The organism is Mycobacterium sp. SMC-4 (assembly GCF_050205565.1).
Classification (GTDB): Bacteria; Actinomycetota; Actinomycetes; order Mycobacteriales; family Mycobacteriaceae; genus Mycobacterium.
Genome location: NZ_JBNMQU010000003.1, coordinates 229,948 through 249,907 on the forward strand (window position 1 = coordinate 229,948; position 19,960 = coordinate 249,907).

The 19,960-nt window shown below is 69.2% G+C and carries 16 protein-coding genes; 9 read left to right on the forward strand and 7 right to left on the reverse strand.

The features are described from left to right. Positions 1 to 6 precede the first annotated feature (6 nt). Positions 7 to 3,654, forward strand: coding sequence for a transcription-repair coupling factor (gene mfd / locus ACQI46_RS07890; protein WP_427093415.1), 3,648 nt, complete (start codon positions 7 to 9; stop codon positions 3,652 to 3,654). Continuing rightward, complete coding sequence (locus tag ACQI46_RS07895; RefSeq protein ID WP_427093416.1) at positions 3,651 to 4,715, forward strand: nucleoside triphosphate pyrophosphohydrolase; 1,065 nt, start codon at positions 3,651 to 3,653, stop codon at positions 4,713 to 4,715. The genes mfd and ACQI46_RS07895 overlap by 4 nt, the downstream gene beginning before the upstream one ends. Positions 4,716 to 5,248: 533 nt before the next feature. Here ACQI46_RS07895 and ACQI46_RS07900 read toward each other — a convergent pair. Together ACQI46_RS07900 and ACQI46_RS07905 are read right to left on the reverse strand one after the other, a co-directional pair. Next, positions 5,249 to 6,505 carry a Dyp-type peroxidase gene (locus ACQI46_RS07900; protein WP_427093417.1) on the reverse strand — a complete coding sequence of 419 codons (1,257 nt, stop codon included), beginning with the start codon at positions 6,503 to 6,505 and terminating at the stop codon, positions 5,249 to 5,251. After that, the gene (locus tag ACQI46_RS07905; protein ID WP_427093418.1) at positions 6,502 to 7,407 is read right to left on the reverse strand and encodes an EfeM/EfeO family lipoprotein; all 906 of its coding nucleotides are present in this window, start codon (positions 7,405 to 7,407) and stop codon (positions 6,502 to 6,504) included. Before ACQI46_RS07905 ends, ACQI46_RS07900 begins: the two co-directional genes overlap by 4 nt. Positions 7,408 to 7,611: 204 nt before the next feature. Between ACQI46_RS07905 and ACQI46_RS07910 the strand changes: the two genes are divergently transcribed. From ACQI46_RS07910 to ACQI46_RS07935, 6 genes are all read left to right on the forward strand, one after another. Next, on the forward strand, positions 7,612 to 8,343 hold the full coding sequence (locus tag ACQI46_RS07910) for a lytic transglycosylase domain-containing protein (protein ID WP_427093419.1): 732 nt from the start codon (positions 7,612 to 7,614) through the stop codon (positions 8,341 to 8,343). Between the two features lie 88 nt (positions 8,344 to 8,431). Next, positions 8,432 to 9,721 (forward strand): phosphopyruvate hydratase, encoded by a 1,290-nt coding sequence (gene eno / locus ACQI46_RS07915; RefSeq protein WP_427093420.1) that lies wholly within the window; start codon positions 8,432 to 8,434, stop codon positions 9,719 to 9,721. A 3-nt stretch (positions 9,722 to 9,724) separates the two neighbouring features. Further along, positions 9,725 to 10,414 (forward strand): FtsB family cell division protein, encoded by a 690-nt coding sequence (locus ACQI46_RS07920; protein WP_427093421.1) that lies wholly within the window; start codon positions 9,725 to 9,727, stop codon positions 10,412 to 10,414. Continuing rightward, positions 10,407 to 10,898 carry a DUF501 domain-containing protein gene (locus ACQI46_RS07925; protein ID WP_427093422.1) on the forward strand — a complete coding sequence of 164 codons (492 nt, stop codon included), beginning with the start codon at positions 10,407 to 10,409 and terminating at the stop codon, positions 10,896 to 10,898. Before ACQI46_RS07920 ends, ACQI46_RS07925 begins: the two co-directional genes overlap by 8 nt. Next, on the forward strand, positions 10,895 to 11,836 hold the full coding sequence (locus tag ACQI46_RS07930) for an exopolyphosphatase (protein ID WP_427093423.1): 942 nt from the start codon (positions 10,895 to 10,897) through the stop codon (positions 11,834 to 11,836). The genes ACQI46_RS07925 and ACQI46_RS07930 overlap by 4 nt, the downstream gene beginning before the upstream one ends. Before the next feature lie 88 nt (positions 11,837 to 11,924). Continuing rightward, positions 11,925 to 12,545 carry a hypothetical protein gene (locus ACQI46_RS07935; RefSeq protein WP_427093424.1) on the forward strand — a complete coding sequence of 207 codons (621 nt, stop codon included), beginning with the start codon at positions 11,925 to 11,927 and terminating at the stop codon, positions 12,543 to 12,545. A 13-nt stretch (positions 12,546 to 12,558) separates the two neighbouring features. Here ACQI46_RS07935 and ACQI46_RS07940 read toward each other — a convergent pair whose 3' ends face one another. Further along, a complete protein-coding gene (locus tag ACQI46_RS07940) occupies positions 12,559 to 13,020 on the reverse strand; it encodes a DUF4383 domain-containing protein (RefSeq protein ID WP_427093425.1) in 462 nt (153 codons plus the stop codon). An 85-nt stretch (positions 13,021 to 13,105) separates the two neighbouring features. Next, positions 13,106 to 14,977 (reverse strand): propionyl-CoA synthetase, encoded by a 1,872-nt coding sequence (locus tag ACQI46_RS07945; RefSeq protein ID WP_427093426.1) that lies wholly within the window; start codon positions 14,975 to 14,977, stop codon positions 13,106 to 13,108. A gap of 37 nt (positions 14,978 to 15,014) precedes the next feature. On the opposite strand from ACQI46_RS07945, the gene ACQI46_RS07950 reads away from it, so the two are divergent. Further along, positions 15,015 to 15,884, forward strand: a complete 870-nt coding sequence (locus ACQI46_RS07950) for an alpha/beta fold hydrolase (RefSeq protein WP_427093427.1) — start codon at positions 15,015 to 15,017, stop codon at positions 15,882 to 15,884. A gap of 1 nt (position 15,885) precedes the next feature. On the opposite strand, the gene ACQI46_RS07955 is transcribed toward ACQI46_RS07950, so the two are convergent. Genes ACQI46_RS07955 through ACQI46_RS07965 form a run of 3 tightly spaced genes read right to left on the reverse strand, consistent with a single transcriptional unit; the run spans position 15,886 to position 19,958 of the window. Continuing rightward, entirely contained in the window at positions 15,886 to 16,578 is a 693-nt protein-coding gene (locus ACQI46_RS07955) for a response regulator (protein ID WP_427093428.1), read from the reverse strand. Then, positions 16,575 to 19,100: an ATP-binding protein gene (locus ACQI46_RS07960; RefSeq protein ID WP_427093429.1), complete on the reverse strand. Its 2,526-nt coding sequence runs from the start codon at positions 19,098 to 19,100 to the stop codon at positions 16,575 to 16,577. Before ACQI46_RS07960 ends, ACQI46_RS07955 begins: the two co-directional genes overlap by 4 nt. After that, on the reverse strand, positions 19,101 to 19,958 hold the full coding sequence (locus ACQI46_RS07965) for a potassium-transporting ATPase subunit C (RefSeq protein WP_427093430.1): 858 nt from the start codon (positions 19,956 to 19,958) through the stop codon (positions 19,101 to 19,103). It abuts the gene before it with no gap. Positions 19,959 to 19,960: the final 2 nt, after the last annotated feature.

Genomic DNA, 19,960 nt, shown 5'->3' on the forward strand with positions numbered 1-19,960 from the left:
TGAATCATGACCGCATCGGGGACCCTCCATGTCCACACCCCGATCGCGGGCCTCGTCGAGCTGGCACTGCGCGACCCCTCCCTGCAGGAGGTCGCCCGTCGTGCCGCCGAACGGCCCGTAGATCTCAACCTCGTCGGCCCGGCCAGCGCGCGGGTCTTCGCCGCGTGCGCGCTGGTCTCGGCGATCGACACCGGCCCGCTGCTCGTCGTCACCGCGACGGGCCGCGAGGCCGACGACCTGACCGCCGAGCTGCGCGGCGTGTTCGGGGACACCGTCGCGATGTTCCCGTCCTGGGAGACGCTGCCGCACGAACGGCTCTCGCCGGGCGTGGACACTGTCGGCGCCCGCATGATGCTGCTGCGCCGCCTCACCCATCCCGACGACGAGCGGCTCGGGCCGCCGCTGCGCATCGTGGTCACCACGGCGCGCTCCCTGCTGCAGCCGATGGCCCCCGACATCGCCGACATCGAGCCGGTCACGTTGAGCGTCGGCGCCGAGCTGGACTTCGACTCGGTCATCGAACGCCTCGTGGAGTTGGCCTACACCCGTGTCGACATGGTGGGCAAGCGCGGCGAATTCGCGGTCCGCGGCGGCATTCTCGACGTTTTCCCGCCGACCGCGGAACACCCGGTGCGCGTGGAGTTCTGGGGCGACGAGATCTCCGAGATGCGGATGTTCTCGGTGGCCGACCAACGGTCGATCCCCGAGATCGACATCACCAGCGTGGTCGCGGTGCCGTGCCGGGAGGTGCTGCTGACCTCTGATGTGCGCGAGCGGGCCGCGGTGTTGGCGCTCGAGCACCCCGTGCGGGAGAACAGCGTGCCGGGCAGCGTGCCCGACATGCTGGCCAAGCTCGCCGAAGGCATCCCGGTCGACGGTATGGAGGCGCTGCTGCCGCTGCTGCGTCCGACCGATCTGGTCACCCTGCCGGGCCACCTGCCCGACGGTGCCCCGGTGCTGATCTGCGACCCGGAGAAGGTGCGGTCCCGCGCCGCGGATCTGATCAAGACGGGCCAGGAGTTCCTCGAGGCGTCCTGGTCGGTGGCGGCGGTCGGCGGTGACGCACCGATCGACCTGGAGGCCATGGGCGCGTCGGGCTTCGTCGGGTTCGGCGAGGCGCGCGACGCGGCCCGCGCGGGTGGGCATCCGTGGTGGACGTTGAGCCAGCTCGACACCGGGTCGGGCGAGTCGGTCAGCCTCGACGTGCGGCCGGCGCCGTCGGCGCGAGGCCAGCAGCACAACCTCGACGAGATCTTCGCGATGCTGCGCGCCCACGTGGCGACCGGCGGTTTCGGCGCGATCGTCACGCCGGGCACCGGAACCGCCAAGCGCGTCGTCGAGCAGCTCGGCGAATCCGACATCGCCGCAACGCTTCTGGAGCCCGGCGCGGCACCGTCGGAAGGTGTGGTCGGTGTCCTGCAAGGTCCGCTGCACGACGGCGTGGTGTTGCCCGGCGCGAACCTCGTGGTCATCACCGAGACCGATCTGACCGGCAACCGCGCCGCGGCCACCGAAGGCAAGAAGCTGGCGGCCAAGCGCCGCAATGTCGTCGACCCGTTGGCGTTGACGGCCGGCGATCTGGTGGTGCACGACCAGCACGGCATCGGCAAGTTCGTCGAGATGACCGAGCGGGTCGTCGGTGGTGCACGCCGCGAGTACCTGGTGCTCGAGTACGCCTCGGCGAAGCGGGGCGGCGGCACCGACAAGCTGTACGTGCCGATGGATTCGCTGGATCAGTTGTCCCGCTACGTCGGCGGGGAAGCGCCCACGCTGAGCCGGCTCGGCGGCAGCGACTGGGCCAACACCAAGACCAAGGCCCGCCGCGCGGTGCGCGAAATCGCCGCCGAACTGGTCGCGTTGTACGCCAAGCGGCAGGCGTCGGCGGGGCACGCGTTCGCGCCGGACAGTCCGTGGCAGCGCGAGATGGAGGACGCGTTCGGCTTTACCGAGACGATGGACCAGCTCACCGCCATCGAAGAGGTCAAGTCCGACATGGAGAAGCCGGTCCCGATGGACCGGGTCATCTGCGGCGACGTCGGCTACGGCAAGACCGAGATCGCGGTGCGCGCGGCGTTCAAAGCCGTGCAGGACGGCAAGCAGGTGGCGGTGCTGGTGCCCACGACGCTGCTGGCCGAACAGCATCTGCAGACCTTCACCACGCGGATGACCGGGTTCCCGGTCACGGTGAAAGGCTTGTCGCGCTTCACCGATCCGGCCGACTCGCGGGCCACGCTCGAAGGCATGCGCGACGGCAGCGTGGACATCGTGATCGGCACGCATCGGCTGCTGCAGACCGGGGTGACGTGGAAGGACCTCGGTCTGGTGATCGTCGACGAGGAGCAACGGTTCGGCGTCGAACACAAGGAGCACATCAAGTCGATGCGCACCCACGTCGACGTGCTGACCATGAGCGCGACCCCGATCCCGCGCACCCTGGAGATGAGCCTGGCCGGCATCCGCGAGATGTCGACGATCCTGACTCCGCCCGAGGAGCGCTATCCGGTGCTGACCTACGTCGGCCCGCACGACGACAAGCAGGTCGCCGCCGCGCTGCGCCGCGAGATGCTGCGCGACGGGCAGGCGTTCTACATTCACAACCGGGTGCGCACCATCGACTCGGCCGCCGCCAAGGTGCGCCAGCTGGTGCCCGAGGCGCGGGTGGTGGTCGCGCACGGGCAGATGCCCGAGGAGCAGCTCGAGAAGACCGTCGAGGGCTTCTGGAACCGCGAGTACGACATCCTGGTCTGCACCACGATCGTGGAGACCGGCCTGGACATCTCCAACGCCAACACGCTGATCGTGGAGCGGGCCGACACGTTCGGTCTGTCGCAGCTGCATCAGCTGCGTGGTCGCGTCGGGCGGTCGCGGGAGCGCGGCTACGCCTACTTCCTGTATCCACCCGAGGTGCCGCTGACCGAGACGGCCTATGACCGCTTGGCCACCATCGCGCAGAACAACGAGCTCGGCGCGGGCATGGCGGTGGCGATGAAGGACCTCGAGATCCGCGGTGCGGGAAACGTTTTGGGCGCCGAGCAGTCCGGCCACGTCGCCGGCGTCGGATTCGACCTGTACGTGCGGCTGGTGGGCGAGGCCGTCGAGGCGTATCGGGCCGCCGCGGACGGCAAAACCGTTGCCACCGCCGAGGAACCGAAGGACGTCCGCATCGACCTGCCGGTCGACGCGCATCTGCCGCCGGACTACATCGGCAGCGACCGGCTGCGGCTGGAGGCGTACCGCCGCCTGGCCGCCGCCCCCGACGACGACGCCGTCGACTCGGTGGTCGAGGAACTCGTCGACCGCTACGGCCCGCTGCCCGAACCGGCGCAGCGGTTGGTTGCCGTGGCTCGACTGCGGTTGCTGGCCCGCGCGCACGGCGTCACCGAGATCGGCGCCCCATCGGCGTCGACAGTGCGCATTTCGCCTCTGACGCTGCCTGATTCGGCGCAGCTGCGTCTGAAGCGGCTCTACGCGAGCAGCAACTACCGCGCCACCACCTCGACGGTGCAGGTGCCGATTCCGCGCGCGGGCAGCGGTGTCGGTGCGCCACGCATCCGTGACCTCGAGCTCGTCGCGTTCGTCGCCGGGCTGTTGCTCGCGATCGGCGGGACTGGCGACGGCGAAGTTGATATAACCAAGTTCGGAGGTGGCGCATGACGGTTGTCCTGGTGGACCCGCGTCGCCCGTCGCTGATTCCGATCGAGGCCATCGAGCTGCTCGCCGGCGACGTGCAGTACACCGAGGAGATGCCGATCAAGGTGCCGTGGTCGCTGCCGTCGGCGCGCCCCGTTCATGTCGGGGATGCCGCTGACGTGTTGCTGTCGGCGGACGCCGATCACCCCGCGGTCACCGCGCGCATCGCCGCGGGGGAGCGCGTCATCGCCGCCCCCGTCGCGCAGCCCGGCGAACGGCTGGTCGACGCGGTCGCGATGATGGACAAGCTGCGCACCGCGGGGCCGTGGGAGAGTCAGCAGACGCATGACTCGCTGCGGCGCTATCTGCTCGAGGAAACCTACGAGCTGTTCGACGCTGTCCACGGCGGCGACCTCGGCGAGCTGCGTGACGAACTCGGCGACGTTCTGCTGCAGGTGCTGTTCCATGCCCGCATCGCCCAGGAAGCACCCGAGAACGCATTCGACATCGACGACGTCGCCGACGCGTTGGTACGCAAGCTCGGCAACCGCGTGCCCGCGGTGCTGGCCGGCGAGACCGTGACGCTGGAAGATCAACTGGCGCAATGGGAACAGCGCAAGGCACTGGAGAAGAAGTCGCGCGCGTCCTGCATGGACGACATTCCCACCGGTCAACCCGCGCTGTCGCTGGCGCAGAAGGTGCTCTCCCGCGCCGAGACCGCCGGCGTGCCGGCAGATCTGATCCCGTCAGCGCTGACGACGGTGCCGGTGGCCGCCGACGTCGACGCCGAAACTCTGTTGCGCACAGCAATATTGGAGTTCATGGCCGACGTGCGTGCTGCCGAGGCCGCGGTTGCGGCGGCGCGCCGCGGCGACGAGGTTGCCGAAGAGCTCGAGAACGCCGCGGTGAGTGCCATCGGCGCCGACGAATGGCGTGCGCACTGGCCTGTCGAGTCTCGCGAGCCTGCCGAGTCTGCCGTGGCCCTCGAGTCTCCCGAGGAGCCCGCCGAGCCTGCCGCGTCTCCCGAGCCTGCCGAGCCTGCCGAGCCTGCCGCGTCTCCCGAGCGCACCGAGTCTCAGCCGTAACAGCTATCTGCGTTTTGCAGAGGCCTTCTCGCACTTTCCCTGTAAAACGTGGATAGGTGTGACGTATGAGGTCAGCTCTGAGGCCGAGGCGGTCGAGGACAGCCAGGCGAGTGCCGCGGCGAATGAGTCTCGGCGTCGAGTGCCGCACGAATGAGTCTCAGCTGTAAGAGTTATCTGCGTTTTGCAGAGGTCTTCTCGCACTTTCGCTGTAAAACGTGGATAGGTGTGACGTATGAGGTCAGCTCTGAGGTCGAGGCGGTCGAGGACAGCCAGGCGAGTGCCGCGGCGAATGAGTCTCGGCGAGTGCCGCACGAATGAGTCTCAGCGAGTGCTGCGGCGAATGAGTCTCAGCTGTAACAGGTATCTGCGTTTTGCAGAGGTCTTCTCGCACTTTCCCTGCAAAACGTGGATAGGTGTGACGCCTGAGGTCAGCACTGAGGTCGAGGCTCGCGAGGCCGACGCCCACGGCCAGCCCTGAGGCCAACCCCCAACGCTCGACGCCAACGCCCAACGCCAGAGGCGCCCACCACAGGTCACTCGACCAGCCGGTCACCCAGGAAGCGGTCCGGGCCGGGCACGCCGGGAAGCACGAAGAAGAAGCCACCGCCCACGGGCAGGATGTACTCCTCGAGCGGTTCGCCGGTGAGGCGGCGCTGTACGGTCAGGAAGCCCTTTTCGAGGCTGCGCTGGTAGGCGACGAACGCCAACCCCTGATCCAGCCGGCCGGCGCCGTCGAACCCGCGCGAGTAGTTGAATCCGCGCCGCAGGATCAGATTCTCCTCGGTCTCGGGGGTGCGCGGGTTGGCCAGCCGGATGTGCGCGTCGAGCGGAATGCGTTCTCCGTCGGGGTCCGACGCGTAGTCGGGATCGGTGAACTCACCGGACAATCCGAGCGGTGCCCCGCTGACCTTGGCCCGTCCGAACAACGCCTCCTGTTCGACCAGTTGGGTGCGGTCCCAGAATTCGACGAACATCCGGATGATCCGCACCGCTTGATAGGAGCCGCCGACCGCCCATTCGGGCTCACCGTCGTCCGGCCCGACCCAGACGTGGCGGTCCATGGTCGCGGAGTCCGCGACATCGAGGTTCGACGTTCCGTCCTTGAATCCCATCAGGTTTCGCGGCGTCCCGGCCTCCGAGGCCCGGCCTGCGCCGATGCCGCGCGCATAGCCGTCGATCATCCAGCGCAGCACCAGGTCTCGGCGGGTACGACGCATCAGCTGGCGCAACGCGAACTGCACGGTGTCGTTGTGGCCGGCCTCGAACAGGATCGCGATGTCGCCGTGCGACAGCTTGGGGTCCAAGCGGTCGTTGGCCAGAAACGGCATGGTGACCAGTTCCCGGGGTTTGCGATCGGCCAGCCCGAACCGGTCGTCGAACAGTGACGCACCGACACTGACGACGATGGACAGATTGTCCGCGGGCGGCTTCTCGCCCAGGATGCCGGAATCCACCGGCGGGTACGCGGGACCGCGAACCTCCGGCGGTCGCCCGGCCATCAGCCCGCGGATCTCGTCGGTGAGTTCACGCAGCGCCGTCGCCAGCCCGGCACGGTCTTTGGACAACACGTTGAACGTCGCGATGAGTCCCTGCTCGGGGATCGGCAGCGCGGTGATCCCGGTTTGGTGCGGGCCTTCGAACGGGATGAACCGCTCGGCGGGTTCCTCGGTAGCCGCCGGCTGGTCGCTCCTCGAGCATCCGATCAGCGCACCGGCGGCCGCCCCGGCACCGGCCACCGCGGTGACGAATCCCCGGCGGGACAGGCCCGGGCGCCGCGGCCCCTCGGTCACTGCAGGTTCAGCGCTCCCGCGACCTGCGACAGGTTCTCCGACACCGCCGCGAGCTCGGCTTTGAGTTTGTCGATGGTCGGCTGGTCGACGGTCACCTCGGGGCAGCGCGCCGACGGGTACGGGTCGTTCTCGGTGCAGAACAGCACCCAGCCGTCACCGCGGCGCAGCGGCTCCATGGTCGCGAACACCGCGTTGATGCCGCTGTCGATCTTGCCGAGCAGCGCCGGGTCGGCCTGAGCCAACGCCGGTTGCAGCGTGCCGACCGCGTCGCGCGCGCCTTGCATGTTGGCGTCGAAATCCCACAGGTCGGTCTTGGCGTAGCGGTCCTCTTCGCCGGTGATCTTGCCTTCGGAGACCTCTTCGATCAGCTCGGCGGCGCCGTTGGCCACGTCGATGGGCTTGACCTCGACGGCGGCGAACTGCGTCTTGAGCTCCGCGACGTCGGCGTCGAGCTGGTCGGCGAACGGCGCACCGCCGTCGGTGGTGTTCTGGTCGAACAGGAGGAATTCCAGGCGGTGCCAGCCGGTGAACTCCGGGTCGTCGACACCGGCGAAGTCGTCTACCCGGGCGTCGATCCTGCCGTCGATCTCCTCGACCAGGCCGGCGATGGGTTCGATGCGTTCCCACGGCATGCGCGAGGGGGCGTAAGCCTGCTGGGCGGCTTGCAGGTCACCGGCCCGAACGGCGTCGGTGAACACCTTGACCACGCCGACCAGTTCGTCGATCTGCGCGGTGGCGTAGGCCTTGTAGTCCACGGCCGCCTGTTCGACCAGCGGGTCGGGGGCCGCGGCAGCCGACGTGGTGGTCTCCGCCGCTGTGGTGGTGGTTCCGCCGGCCTGCTCGTCGCCGCCGCCGGAACATCCGGCCAACGCCAGGGCCAACGCTGCGACGGCTGCCGGCACGCTAAAACGCTGCTTCAACGGATCTCCTCGGAGTCGGTGCGGAACGCCTCGCGTTTCGCCTGGATGAGAGTAGGCATACCTAACCCGCAAGTGTGCGCTTTCCTCCGATTCTTCGACCACGTTGGGCCGCCGAGGCGTGTGTCGGGCCGACCACTGCCTGATGCGTGGGACCATGGGGTAGATCCGAGCGGGTTGAGGAGTCCGGTGACGCGGGTGCGTTGGCTGCAGGCATTAGCCGTGATCGGCGCGACGGCGCTGCTCATGGCGGCGAGTTGTTCCTGGCAGCTGGGTTCGCGCATCCCCGAGGGGGTGCCGCCGCCACCGGGGGACCCGGTGCCCCAGATCGACACGTACGCCGCGGGCCGCCCCGCTGACCAATTGCACGACTGGGCCGCGGCGCGGGCACCTGGCCTGGGCATTCCGGTCACGGCACTGGAAGCCTATGCCTATGCGGCCCGGGTCGCAGAGGTCGAGAACCCGGACTGCAATCTGAAGTGGACCACGCTGGCCGGTATCGGGCAGGTGGAAAGCCATCACGGCACTTACCGCGGCGCGGTCGTGGCTCGTAACGGCGATGTGGAGCCGCCCATCCGCGGGGTTCTGCTCGATGGCACCGCCGGCAACCTGGAGATCCTCGACCACGACGCCGTCAGCCACGACGGCGAGGAGCCGTTCGCGCGGGCCATGGGGCCCATGCAGTTCATCCCGGAGACCTGGCGGCTCTACGGCGTCGACGCCAACAACGACGGCGACATCAGCGCCGACAACATCGACGACGCCGCCCTGTCGGCGGCGGGATACCTGTGCTGGACCGGGAAGGACCTCGACACGCCACGCGGCTGGATGAACGCGGTGCTCGCGTACAACAACTCCGACCAGTACGTGCGCACGGTCAGGGACTGGGCGACGGCGTACGCCGACGGTCGGCGACTCTAGGCAGCGCCGGCCGTTCGGGCAGGCTCTAGGCTCTCTAGAACAATCTTCGAAGAATTCCCCTCACCGGATCGACATCAAGGAGACAACAGTGCCCATCATCGAGCAGGTCGCAGCCCGCGAGATCCTCGATTCCCGGGGCAACCCCACGGTCGAGGTCGAGATCGGCCTGATGGACGGGTCGGTCGCGCGCGCCGCGGTGCCGTCGGGTGCGTCCACCGGTGAGCACGAGGCGGTCGAGCTGCGCGACGGCGGCTCCCGCTATCTGGGCAAGGGCGTCGAGAAGGCCGTCGAGGCGGTCTTGGACGAGATCGCCCCGGCGGTCATCGGGATGGCTGCGGACGACCAGCGGCTGGTCGACCAGGCGCTGGTGGACCTGGACGGCACACCGGACAAGTCCCGGCTGGGCGCCAACGCCATCCTGGGCGTGTCGCTGGCGGTCGCCAAGGCCGCGGCGCAGGCGGCCGAGCTGCCGCTGTTCCGCTACGTCGGCGGGCCCAACGCGCACATCCTGCCGGTGCCGATGATGAACATCATCAACGGCGGCGCGCATGCCGACACCGAGGTCGACGTGCAGGAGTTCATGATCGCGCCGATCGGGGCACCGTCGTTCAAAGAGGCGCTGCGCTGGGGCGCCGAGGTGTACCACTCGCTGAAGTCCGTGTTGAAGAAGCAGGGCCTGGCCACCGGCCTGGGTGACGAGGGCGGCTTCGCCCCCGACCTGCCCGGAACCACTGCGGCGCTGGATCTGATCAGCTCGGCGATCGAGAGCGCCGGCCTGCGGGTGGGCAGCGAGGTCGCGCTGGCGCTCGACGTCGCGGCCACCGAGTTCTACAACCAGGGCAGCGGGTACGCGTTCGAGAAGCAGACCCGCACCGCCGAGCAGATGGCGCAGTTCTACGACCAGCTTCTCGGCGCCTACCCCCTGGTTTCGATCGAGGATCCGCTCTCCGAGGACGACTGGGAGGGCTGGGTGGCGCTGACCAACGCGATCGGCGACCGGATCCAGCTGGTCGGCGACGACCTGTTCGTCACCAACCCGGAGCGGCTCGAGGACGGCATCCAGCGCGGTGCGGCCAACGCGCTGCTGGTCAAGGTCAACCAGATCGGCACGCTGACCGAGACCCTCGATGCGGTGTCGCTGGCCCACAACGCCGGCTACAAGACGATGATGAGTCACCGCAGCGGCGAGACCGAGGACACCACGATCGCCGACCTCGCGGTGGCGGTGGGCAGCGGTCAGATCAAGACCGGTGCGCCGGCGCGCAGCGAGCGCGTCGCGAAGTACAACCAGCTGCTGCGCATCGAGGAGGAACTCGGCGACGCGGCCCGCTACGCCGGCGACCTGGCCTTCCCGCGATTCTCCTTGGAGACGAAATAGCCTGTGCCCGAAGCGAAACGACCCGACCCCCGTCGGCGGACTCCAGCGTCCCGGCCAGCCAGGCCGGGCAAGTCCGGCGATGCCGGGCGCGCGAAGCCGCGGGGGACGTCGTTGCGCCGGGAGACCAGGAGCGTCGAGCCGGGCAAGGAGCTGGCCACTCTCGACGGTGACACCGACGGCGGCAAGGCGGGGTCGATCCGCGAATCGATCCTGATCTCTGCCGAGGCGGCCGCCGAGCAGCGGTTCGGGTCGACCGCGCGCAAGGCGGCCATCCTCGCGGCGGTGGTCTGCGTGCTGACGCTGACCATCGCCGGTCCGGTACGCACCTACTTTTCGCAACGTACGGAGATGAAGCAACTGGAGGCCAGCGAGGCGCAGCTGCGCGCTCAGATCGCCGAACTCGAGGAGCAGAAGGCCAAGCTGGCCGACCCGGTGTTCATCGCTGCCCAGGCCCGTGAGCGGCTGGGGTTCGTGATGCCGGGGGAGATCCCCTACCAGGTGCAATTGCCGCCTAATGCAACGAGTTCCGCCGCGCCTGAGGGCGAGCTGACCGAGGTGCGGACCGGTGACCCGTGGTACACGGCGCTGTGGAATACGATTTCTGATGTGCCACGCCCGATTTCGCCTGCGACGCCGGTGCCCGGTCCTGCCGCGCCACCACCGCCGCCCGACGCGCCTGCGCCCGGTGGTTGACCCGGCCGACCTCGAGGCCGTCGCGGCGCAGCTGGGCCGGGAGCCGCGCGGTGTGCTCGAGATCGCCTACCGGTGTCCGAACGGGGAACCCGGTGTCGTCAAGACGGCCCCGAAATTGCCTGACGGAACACCGTTTCCGACGCTGTACTACCTGACCCATCCGGCGTTGACCGCGGCGGCCAGCCGGTTGGAGTCCTCCGGGATGATGCGCGACATGACCGAGCGGCTGACACAGGATCCGGAGTTGGCCGCGGCGTACCGGCGCGCGCACGAGTCGTATCTGGCCGAGCGGGACGCGATCGAACCGTTGGGTACGACGTTCTCCGGCGGCGGGATGCCCGACCGGGTCAAGTGTCTGCACGTGGTGATTGCGCACTCCCTGGCCAAGGGGCCTGGGGTCAATCCGTTCGGTGACGAGGCGCTGGCGGTGCTGGCAAGCGAACCGGCGATGGCCGGCATAGTGGATCGGGAAGTGTGGACATGACCAGAGTCGCTGCGGTGGACTGCGGCACGAACTCGATCCGGCTTCTGATCGCCGATGCTGCCGCCGACGGCCGGTTGACCGATGTGGTCCGCGAGATGCGGATCGTGCGGTTGGGTCAGGGTGTGGACGCGACGGGCGAGTTCGCGCCGGACGCGTTGGCGCGTACCGAGGCGGCGTTGGCCGGTTACGCCGAGACGATGCGGCAGCACGAGGTGGGCGCGGTCCGGATGGTGGCCACCTCGGCGGCGCGCGACGTCGCCAACCGGGACGAGTTCTTCGCGATGACGTCGCGGGTGCTGGGCGAAGTGGTACCGGGGGCGGTCGCGGAGGTGATCACCGGCGACGAGGAGGCCGCGCTGTCCTTCCACGGTGCCGTCGGTGAATTGGACTCGGAACAAGCACCTTTCGTCGTCGTCGACCTCGGTGGTGGGTCGACGGAGTTGGTGCTGGGTTCCGACACGGTGACCGCGGCGTACTCGACGAACATCGGCTGTGTGCGGCTGACGGAGCGGTGCCTGCGCGCCGATCCGCCCACCGGTCAGCAGATCGACGACGCCCGGTCGGTGGTGCGCGACGCGCTGGCCGAGGCGCTGCGGGTGGTGCCGGTCGAGCAGGCCCACACCTGGGTCGGGGTCGCGGGCACGATGACGACGCTGGCCGCGTTGGCGCACAAGATGACGACCTACGACTCGGATGCGATCCACCTGGCGCGGGTGCGGTTCGACGACCTGCTCGGCGTGTGCGACGAGCTGTTGGGGATGACGCGGGCGCAGCGCGCGGTGCTCGGCCCGATGCACGAGGGGCGCGTCGACGTGATCGGCGGGGGAGCGTTGATCGTGCAGGAGCTGGCCGCGGTGTTGGGGGAGCGGGCCGGTATCGCCGAGCTGGTGGTCAGCGAACATGACATCCTCGACGGTATCGCGCTGTCGATCATCTGAACGGTCTTGTCGCCGGCTTGCGGGCGGAGGACAATCGGCTCCGACGGCAGCGCCGTCGCGACGCTGCCTCGTCGGAAGGAGGCAGATTGTGTATGCACGAACCACGACCGTCTGGGGGCGGCCGGCGGCGGTGGACGCCGGCATAGCGCACATCCGAGATACGGTGATGCACGAGTTGCGGCGCATGCACGGCTTCGTCGGGTTGTCGTTGCTGGTGGACCGTCAGGCGGGACGGTGCATCGCCACCAGCGCCTGGCAGTCCGAGGAGGCCATGCGCGCCAGCGCACCGCTGGTCCGGGAGGTGCGCGACCGCGCGGCGCAGATCCTGGGCGGCACCATGGAGAGCACCGACTGGGAGATCGCGGTCATGCATCGCAGCCATGACAGTGGCGACGGCGCCTACGCGCGCGTCACCTGGTGCAAGGTCGATCGGAGCCGAATCGACTCCGGCATCGACCTCTTCCGCGACAGGGCGCTGCCCGCGCTGGAAGACCTCGACGGACATTGCGGGACAAGCTTGTTGGTCAACCGCGACACTTGCCGCGCGGTGGTGTCGTCGGCGTTCGACAGCGCCGAGGCACTGGCGCGGCACCGGTCCCAGATGGACCGGCTGCGCGACGCCACCGCCAGTGAGGCCGGCGCGGAGATCGTGGACGAGGGTGTGTTCGAGTTGGCCCTGGCCCACCTGAGAGTGCCGGAACTGGTCTGACTGCCGGTCGAGCCTAGGTGGCGGCGCGGCGCAACCCGACGCGGCGGCGCCGGGTCGGGTCGTGTTGTCCGGCCAGCGTGACGGCCAGTATCAGCATCACGGCGCCGATCGTGAAGTGCAGCCAGTTCGCCGCGGAGTTCAGCGGCAGCACATGGCTTCCGCGGTCGGCGAGCATGCCGTAGAGACCGAGGCCGACGTAGATCGCCCCGCCGCCGAGCAGGTACGCCCGAGCGGACGCGTATGTGCGCGCCAGGGCGAATCCGCACAGCCCGACGACGATGTGCACGACGTTGACGATCACCGACACCGAGAACGTGCCGAACAGCAAGGCGCCGGATGCCTTTCCGGCCCAGGCGATCTGATCGAGGTGGGCGGTGATGCCGGGCACGAAACCCAGAATCCCGATCACGGTCAGGGCAGCCGCGACGATGATCGCCGCGCCCTGTACCGCCATGTACTTCGGTGGCGCCGACATCTCCGCCCTCCCGTCACGGGCAAATTGACGTGTGTGCCGGCAGAGATACCCGGTCCGGGGCCGCCTCACACCCGGAGCAACCCGCTCAGTCGCGCAGGATCTTGCCCAGGTTGTCGAGCACCGACGGGTCTTCGATGGTCGACGGCACCGGCTCGTCGCGACCGGCGGCCAGTGCCCGCATGGTCTTGCGCAGGATCTTCCCGGACCGTGTCTTGGGCAGCGCAGGAACGACATCGACGAGTTTGAACGACGCGACCGCACCGATCTCGTCGCGCACCAGCTTCACCAGCTCGTCGACCAGGCCGTCCGTGGAGGCGCCCGCCTTGACGACCACGAGTCCGCGCGGCGCCTGGCCCTTGATGGCGTCAGGCACGCCGATCACCGCGCATTCGGCCACCGACGGGTGCATCGCGAGCACCTCCTCGATGGCGCCGGTCGACAGTCGGTGCCCGGCGACGTTGATGACGTCGTCGATGCGTCCCATGACGAACAGGTAGCCGTCCTCGTCGAAGCGGCCGCCGTCGCCGGTGAGGTAGTAGCCGGGGTATTCGGTCAGGTAGGACGCCTGGTAGCGGTCGTCGGCGTTCCACAGGGTCGGCAGGGTGCCGGGCGGCAACGGCAGCTTGATGCAGATCGCCCCGTCGGCCCCGGTTTCGCAGGGGCGCCCGTCTTCACGCAGGATGTGGATGTCGTAGCCGGGCATCGGCACCGTGGGGGAGCCGGGTTTGATTGGAAGCTGTTCGGTGCCTACGGGATTGGCGGCGATCGCCCAGCCGGTTTCGGTTTGCCACCAGTGGTCGATGATCGGGACGCCGAGTTTGTCGGCCACCCAGTGGTAGGTGTCGGGGTCGAGCCGCTCGCCGGCCAGGAACAGGTATTTCAGCGCCGACAGGTCGTAGCGTTGCAGGTGTTGCCCTTCGGGGTCTTCCTTGCGGATCGCGCGGATCGCCGTCGGGGCGGTGAACATCGCCTTGACGCCGTGTTCGGAGGCCACCCGCCAGAACGCGCCGGGGTCCGGGGTGGCGACGGGCTTGCCTTCGTAGAGCACTGTGGTGGCGCCCAGCAGCAGCGGGGCGTAGACGATGTAGGAGTGGCCGACCACCCACCCGACGTCGGAGGCCGTCCACCACACGTCACCGGGGGCGATGTCGTAGATGTGGCGCATGCTCCACAGCAGCGCGACCGCGTGGCCACCGTTGTCGCGCACGATGCCCTTGGGTTTGCCGGTGGTGCCCGAGGTGTAGAGGACATACAGCGGGTCGGTGGCTGCGACGGGCACGGCGTCGGCCGGAGCGGCTTCGGCGATCGCCGCGTCCCAGTCCAGGTCGCGGCCCTCGGTCAGGTCGCAGCGTAGCCGCTCGCGTTGCACGATCACGCAGTGCTGCGGCGAGTGGGAGACCGCGGCGATCGCGGCGTCGAGCATCGGCTTGTACTCGATGACGCGGTTGGGTTCGATGCCGCAGGACGCGGACACGACGACTTTCGGCTGTACGTCGTCGATGCGCACGGCGAGTTCGTGCGGCGCGAATCCGCCGAAGACCACGGAGTGCACGGCGCCCAACCGTGCGCAGGCCAGCATCGCGATGGCGGCTTCGGGGATCATCGGCATGTAGATGACGACGCGGTCGCCCTTGCCGACGCCCAGGTCGCGCAGCACCCCGGCGAAACGGGCCGTGTGGTCGAGCAGTTCGCGGTAGGTGTAGGTGCGTTTGGTGTCGGTGACCGCGGACTCGTAGATCAGGGCCGCCTGGTCACCGCGGCCGGACTCGACGTGGCGGTCCAGGGCGTTGGCGCAGGTGTTCAGTTCGGCATCGGGGAACCAGCGGTAGAACGGCGGGTTGCTGTCGTCGAGGATGCGCTGCGGCGGTTTGGTCCAGGTGACCGCGGTGGCCGCCTCGCCCCAGAACCCTTCGGGGTCGTTGATGCTGGCGTCGAAGAGTTCGCGATACCCAGGCATGAGTGCACCGTAGACCTTCCGGATTACTCTCAGGGGCATGACGAGCCAACCCCCAGAGATTCCTGGCGTTCGTCGACGGTTTGTGTCGGCGCGCGGGGTGAACTTCCACGTCACCGAGTCCGGTCCCGAGGACGGCAGGCCGGTGCTGGCGTTGCACGGCTGGCCGCAACATCACTACGTGTACCGGGATCTGCTGGCCGATCCACCTGCTGGGTTGCGCATCATCGCTCCCGACCTGCCCGGCTACGGCTGGTCGGGCGCGCCGCCGCACCAGTGGGCCAAGGCGGACGTGGCCGCCGACGTGGTGGCCCTCATGGAGGCCCTCGGTCTGGAGCACACGCTGCTGGTCGGCCACGACTGGGGCGGGTACATCGGCTTCCTGGTGGCGCTGCAGGCACCCGAGCGGATCGACGCCTACCTGCCGCTGAACATCGCGCACCTCTGGGTGCCGACCAAGGTGATGGCGCCGCACCTGTGGCGGTTCCTGATGTATCAGCCGTTGATCGCGTTCGCCGGCGTGCCGGTGCAGACACGCACCCGGTTCCTCGATCTGGTGTACAGCCGGGTGTCGGAGGTCGACCCGCAGACCGCGCGGATCTACAGCGACCGGTTCCGCGATCCGCTGGTGGCGCGGACCGGGCGCGACACCTACCGCACGTTCCTGCTGCGTGAGGTGCCGGCCGTGGCACGGCAAGGTGAGTCGCGGCGGGCCACCGTGCCGATCCGGGCATTGTTCGGGACGGGTGATCAGGCGATTCATCCGGACCTCGCGGCCGCCGAGACGGCTCGGGCCGACGACTACACCGTCGACTACGTCGACTGCGGCCACTTCATCCTCGACGAACGTCCAGAGCTGGTGCGCGCCAAGTTGATTGCCGTCGCCGAGGAGTTCCCCGCGGCTGGGTGACTCACTGCGCGAAGCGGTAACCCATCCCGGCTTCGGTGAGCAGATGCACCGGATGTGCCGGGTCGTCTTCGAGCTTGCGCCGCAGCTGCGCCAGATACACGCGCAGGTAATGGGTTTCCTTGGCATACGCGGGACCCCACACCTCGCGCAGGAGTTCTTCTCTGCCGACCAGCTTGCCGCGGTTGCGCACCAGCATCTCGAGCATGCCCCACTCGGTGGGGGTCAGGTGGACCTCGGCGCCGCGCTTGGTCACCTTCTTGGCGGCGAGATCCACCGTGAACGACGACGCCTCGATCACCGGTTCGTCGGTATCCGCGGCGCTGGCGGCCCGACGGACCGCGGCGCGCAGACGGGCCAGGAACTCGTCCATCCCAAAGGGTTTGGTGACGTAGTCGTCGGCGCCGGCGTCGAGCGCCTCGACCTTGTCGGAGGAGTCGCTGCGCGCCGAGAGCACGATCACCGGCGCGGACAGCCAGCCGCGCAGACCGGCGAGCACGTCGATGCCCGACATGTCGGGCAGGCCCAGGTCGAGGACGATCACGTCGGGTTTGTGCTCGGCTGCGGTCTGGAGGGCTTCGGCTCCGGTCGCGGCGGTGCGGACCTCGTAGCCGCGCACCGACAGATTGATGCGCAACGCGCGCAGGATCTGCGGTTCGTCGTCGATGACCAGCACGCGGGTCTTGGCGGCGTTCATCGCGGTGCGGCCAGGTCGATCTCGATGGTCAGACCGCCGCCGGGGGTGTCGGTGGCGCCGATGGTGCCGCCCATTGCCTCGACGAAGCCGCGGGCCACCGAAAGGCCCAGGCCGACACCGCTGCTGGTGTCGTGATCGCCGAGCCGCTGAAACGGCGCGAACAGTTCACCAGCCGCGTCCCGGGCCACTCCCGGTCCCTCGTCGGCCACCGAGATCAGCACGCGATCGCCGACCCGTCCCGCCGTCACCCGCACCGGACCATCCTCGGCGTACCGCAGCGCGTTGTCGACGACGTTGGCCAACACCCGTTCGAGCAGTCCGCTGTCGGCCAGCACCACGGTGGCGCCGACCTCGACCTTCACCCGGTCCAGGCCGGCCGGTGAACCGGTGAGACCGCGACTGATCCCCAGCAACGCCCGCGACACCGCCTCTTCGAGGTAGACCTCGCGCAGCTCGGGACGCACCACCCCGGCGGCCAGCCGAGACGAGTCCAGCAGGTTGCCGACCAGTGCGGCGAGCGCGTCGATCGACTCCTCCACCGTGGCGAGCAGTTCGGCGGTGTCCTCGGGCGAGAAGCCGACGTCGTCGCTGCGCAGGCTAGACACCGCTGCCTTGGCGGCGGCCAGCGGTGTGCGCAGGTCGTGGCTGACCGCCGAGAGCAGTGAGCGCCGCAGTTCGTCGGCGCGTGAGATCGCTTCGGCCCTACCGGCTTCTTCGGTGAGCTGCGCCTGGCGCACCAGCCCGGCGGCCTGGCCGGCGACTGCGGTGAGTACGCGGCGGTCGCGGGCGGCGAGTTTCGGGCCGGCCATCAGCATCCAGAATTCCTCGGGATGATTGTCGGGGCCCACCTCGATCGCGGTGTCGGCGTCCTCGACGGTGACGCACGGCTGCTCACCCGCGCACCCGACCACCGCGCCGGCCCCGCGGATCAACGTCACCGAGCGCTGCGAGTACGCCTCGCGGACGCGCTCGAGCAGCGTGTCGACGTCGGCGCCGCGCAGCACCGACCCGGCGAACAACGCGAGTAGCTCGGCCTCCTGCGCGGCGCGGCGCGCTTCCCGGGAGCGGTTGGCGGCCGCGTCGACGAGCGCGGCGACCGCGACTGCCACCGCGAGCAGCACCACGATCGTGATGGCGCCGTCGGGTTCGGAGATGGTGAAGGAGCGGCGCGGGGAGACGAGGAAGTAGTTGAGCAGGACACCGGAGAGCACCGCCGAAAGTGCCGCGGGCGCAATGCCTCCCAGCAGGGCGACGATCAGGACGCCGGTGAAGAAGATCGCGCTCTCACCGCCGATGCCCAGGAACCGGTCCAGTCCGAGCACGGTGACCGCGCAGAGCGCCGACGGAACGAGGAGCGCCGCGAGCCACGACGCGGCGTGGCGTTGCCGCGGCCAGATCCTTGCCCACGGCGAACCGGCATGTGCCTCCTCGTGGGTGACCATGTGCACGTCGATGGTGCCGGACTGCTGGACGACCGTGGCGCCGATGCCTTCGTCGAAGATCCGCGCCCAGCGGGATCGCCGGGAGGTGCCGACCACCAGCTGGGTGGCGTTCATCTCGCGCGCGAAGTCCAGTAGTGCTGCGGGGACGTCGTCGCCGACGACGGTGTGCAGCGTCGCACCGAGGTTGGTGGCCAGCTCACGCACCGTTCCCATGCGCGGTGCCGAGACCCCGGCCAGGCCGTCGCCGCGCACCACGTGGACCACCAGCAGTTCGGCGCTGGACTTCGACGCGATCCGGGATGCCCGGCGCACCAACGTTTCTGATTCCGGACCCCCTGTGACGGCGACGACGACGCGTTCGCGGGCCTCCCACGTCGCGGTGATCTTGTTGTCGGCCCGGTACTTCTCCAGCGCGGCGTCGACCTGATCGGCCAGCCACAGCAGCGCCAGTTCGCGCAGCGCGGTGAGGTTCCCTCTGCGGAAGTAGTTCGACAGTGCGGCGTCGATGCGTTCCGGGCCGTACACATTGCCGTGGGCGAGCCTGCGGCGCAGCGCTTCTGGTGTGATGTCGACGAGCTCCACCTGATCGGCGGCGCGGACCACCTCGTCGGGCACCTTCTCCTGCTGTTCGATCCCGGTGATGCGGGTGACGACGTCGTTGAGGCTCTCCAGATGTTGGACGTTGACCGTGCTCACCACGGTGATCCCGGCTTCGAGGAGTTCTTCGACGTCCTGCCAGCGCTTGGGGTTTCTGCTGCCCGGGGTGTTGGTGTGGGCGAGTTCGTCGACCAGCACCACCTGCGGCCTGCGCCGCAGGACCGCGTCGACGTCGAGTTCGGCGAAGTGGCGGCCGCGGTAGGCGACCAGCTTGGGTGGCACCGTCTCGATTCCGTCGAGCAGTTCGGCGGTCTTGGTGCGGCCGTGTGTTTCGACCACGGCGGCGACGACGTCGGTGCCGCGTTCCCGGCGCCGGTGCGCCTCGCCCAGCATCGCGTAGGTCTTGCCGACACCGGGTGCGGCGCCGAGGTAGATGCGCAGTTCGCCGCGTTTCGGTCGGTCGGTCACCTGCCCATCTTCCACCTAGTCGGGCTGGTCGAGCGCGAGGTTGAGTTCGAGCACGTTGACGCGCGGCTCGCCCAGGAATCCCGAGGTGCGGCCTTCGGTGTGGGCGGCGACGACCGCGCGCACCTGCTCGGCAGCCAGACCCCGCGCGGCGGCCACCCGGTCGACCTGCAGCGCGGCGTAGACCACCGAGATGTGCGGGTCCAGGCCGCTGCCGCTGGCGGTGACGGCGTCGGCCGGCACTGCGGGGTCGGCCGGCGCGGTGCCGCGGATCGGGACGAGTTGGCCGAGGCGGTGGTCCTGACCGGGGGCGGCGCATTCGACGCGCACTCCGCGGAAGGTGCCGAGAAACGGCGTGGCCGGGCAGGGTTCGTTGACGCTGATGACGCGGGCCGGGTGCGCGACGGTGCCGTCGGTGTCGCGCGGCCCGATCACCGACAGCACCGCACCTACACCGTCACCGGTGCAGAAGGGGCGGGCGCCGCTGACGCCTTCGAATTCCCCGACCGCGGCGCTGCGCGAACACACCAGCGTCAGCAGGCTCGGTCGGTTCGGCAGGTCGACGATGTCCTCGGGTCCCAGGTTGCTCGCGCTGGTGGCCATCGGGTCGTAGCCGTCTCCGGCCGCCGACGGACGTCCCTGGAAGTACTGCGGCAGCGGGATGCCGTCGGCGTCGGTGTAGAGCTGTCCGATCAGGCTGCTGCCCACCGGCCTCCCGTCGACGGAGACGACGGAGCCGTTGGCCTTGCCGGACAACATCGGAACCTGCGCGATCAGCCACACGGTCGCCGGGTAGGCCAGACCCAGCACGGCGGTGAACACCAGCAGCGCGCGCAGCGCGGCCCAGTGCTGTCGGACGATGGTGGAGAGCTTCATGG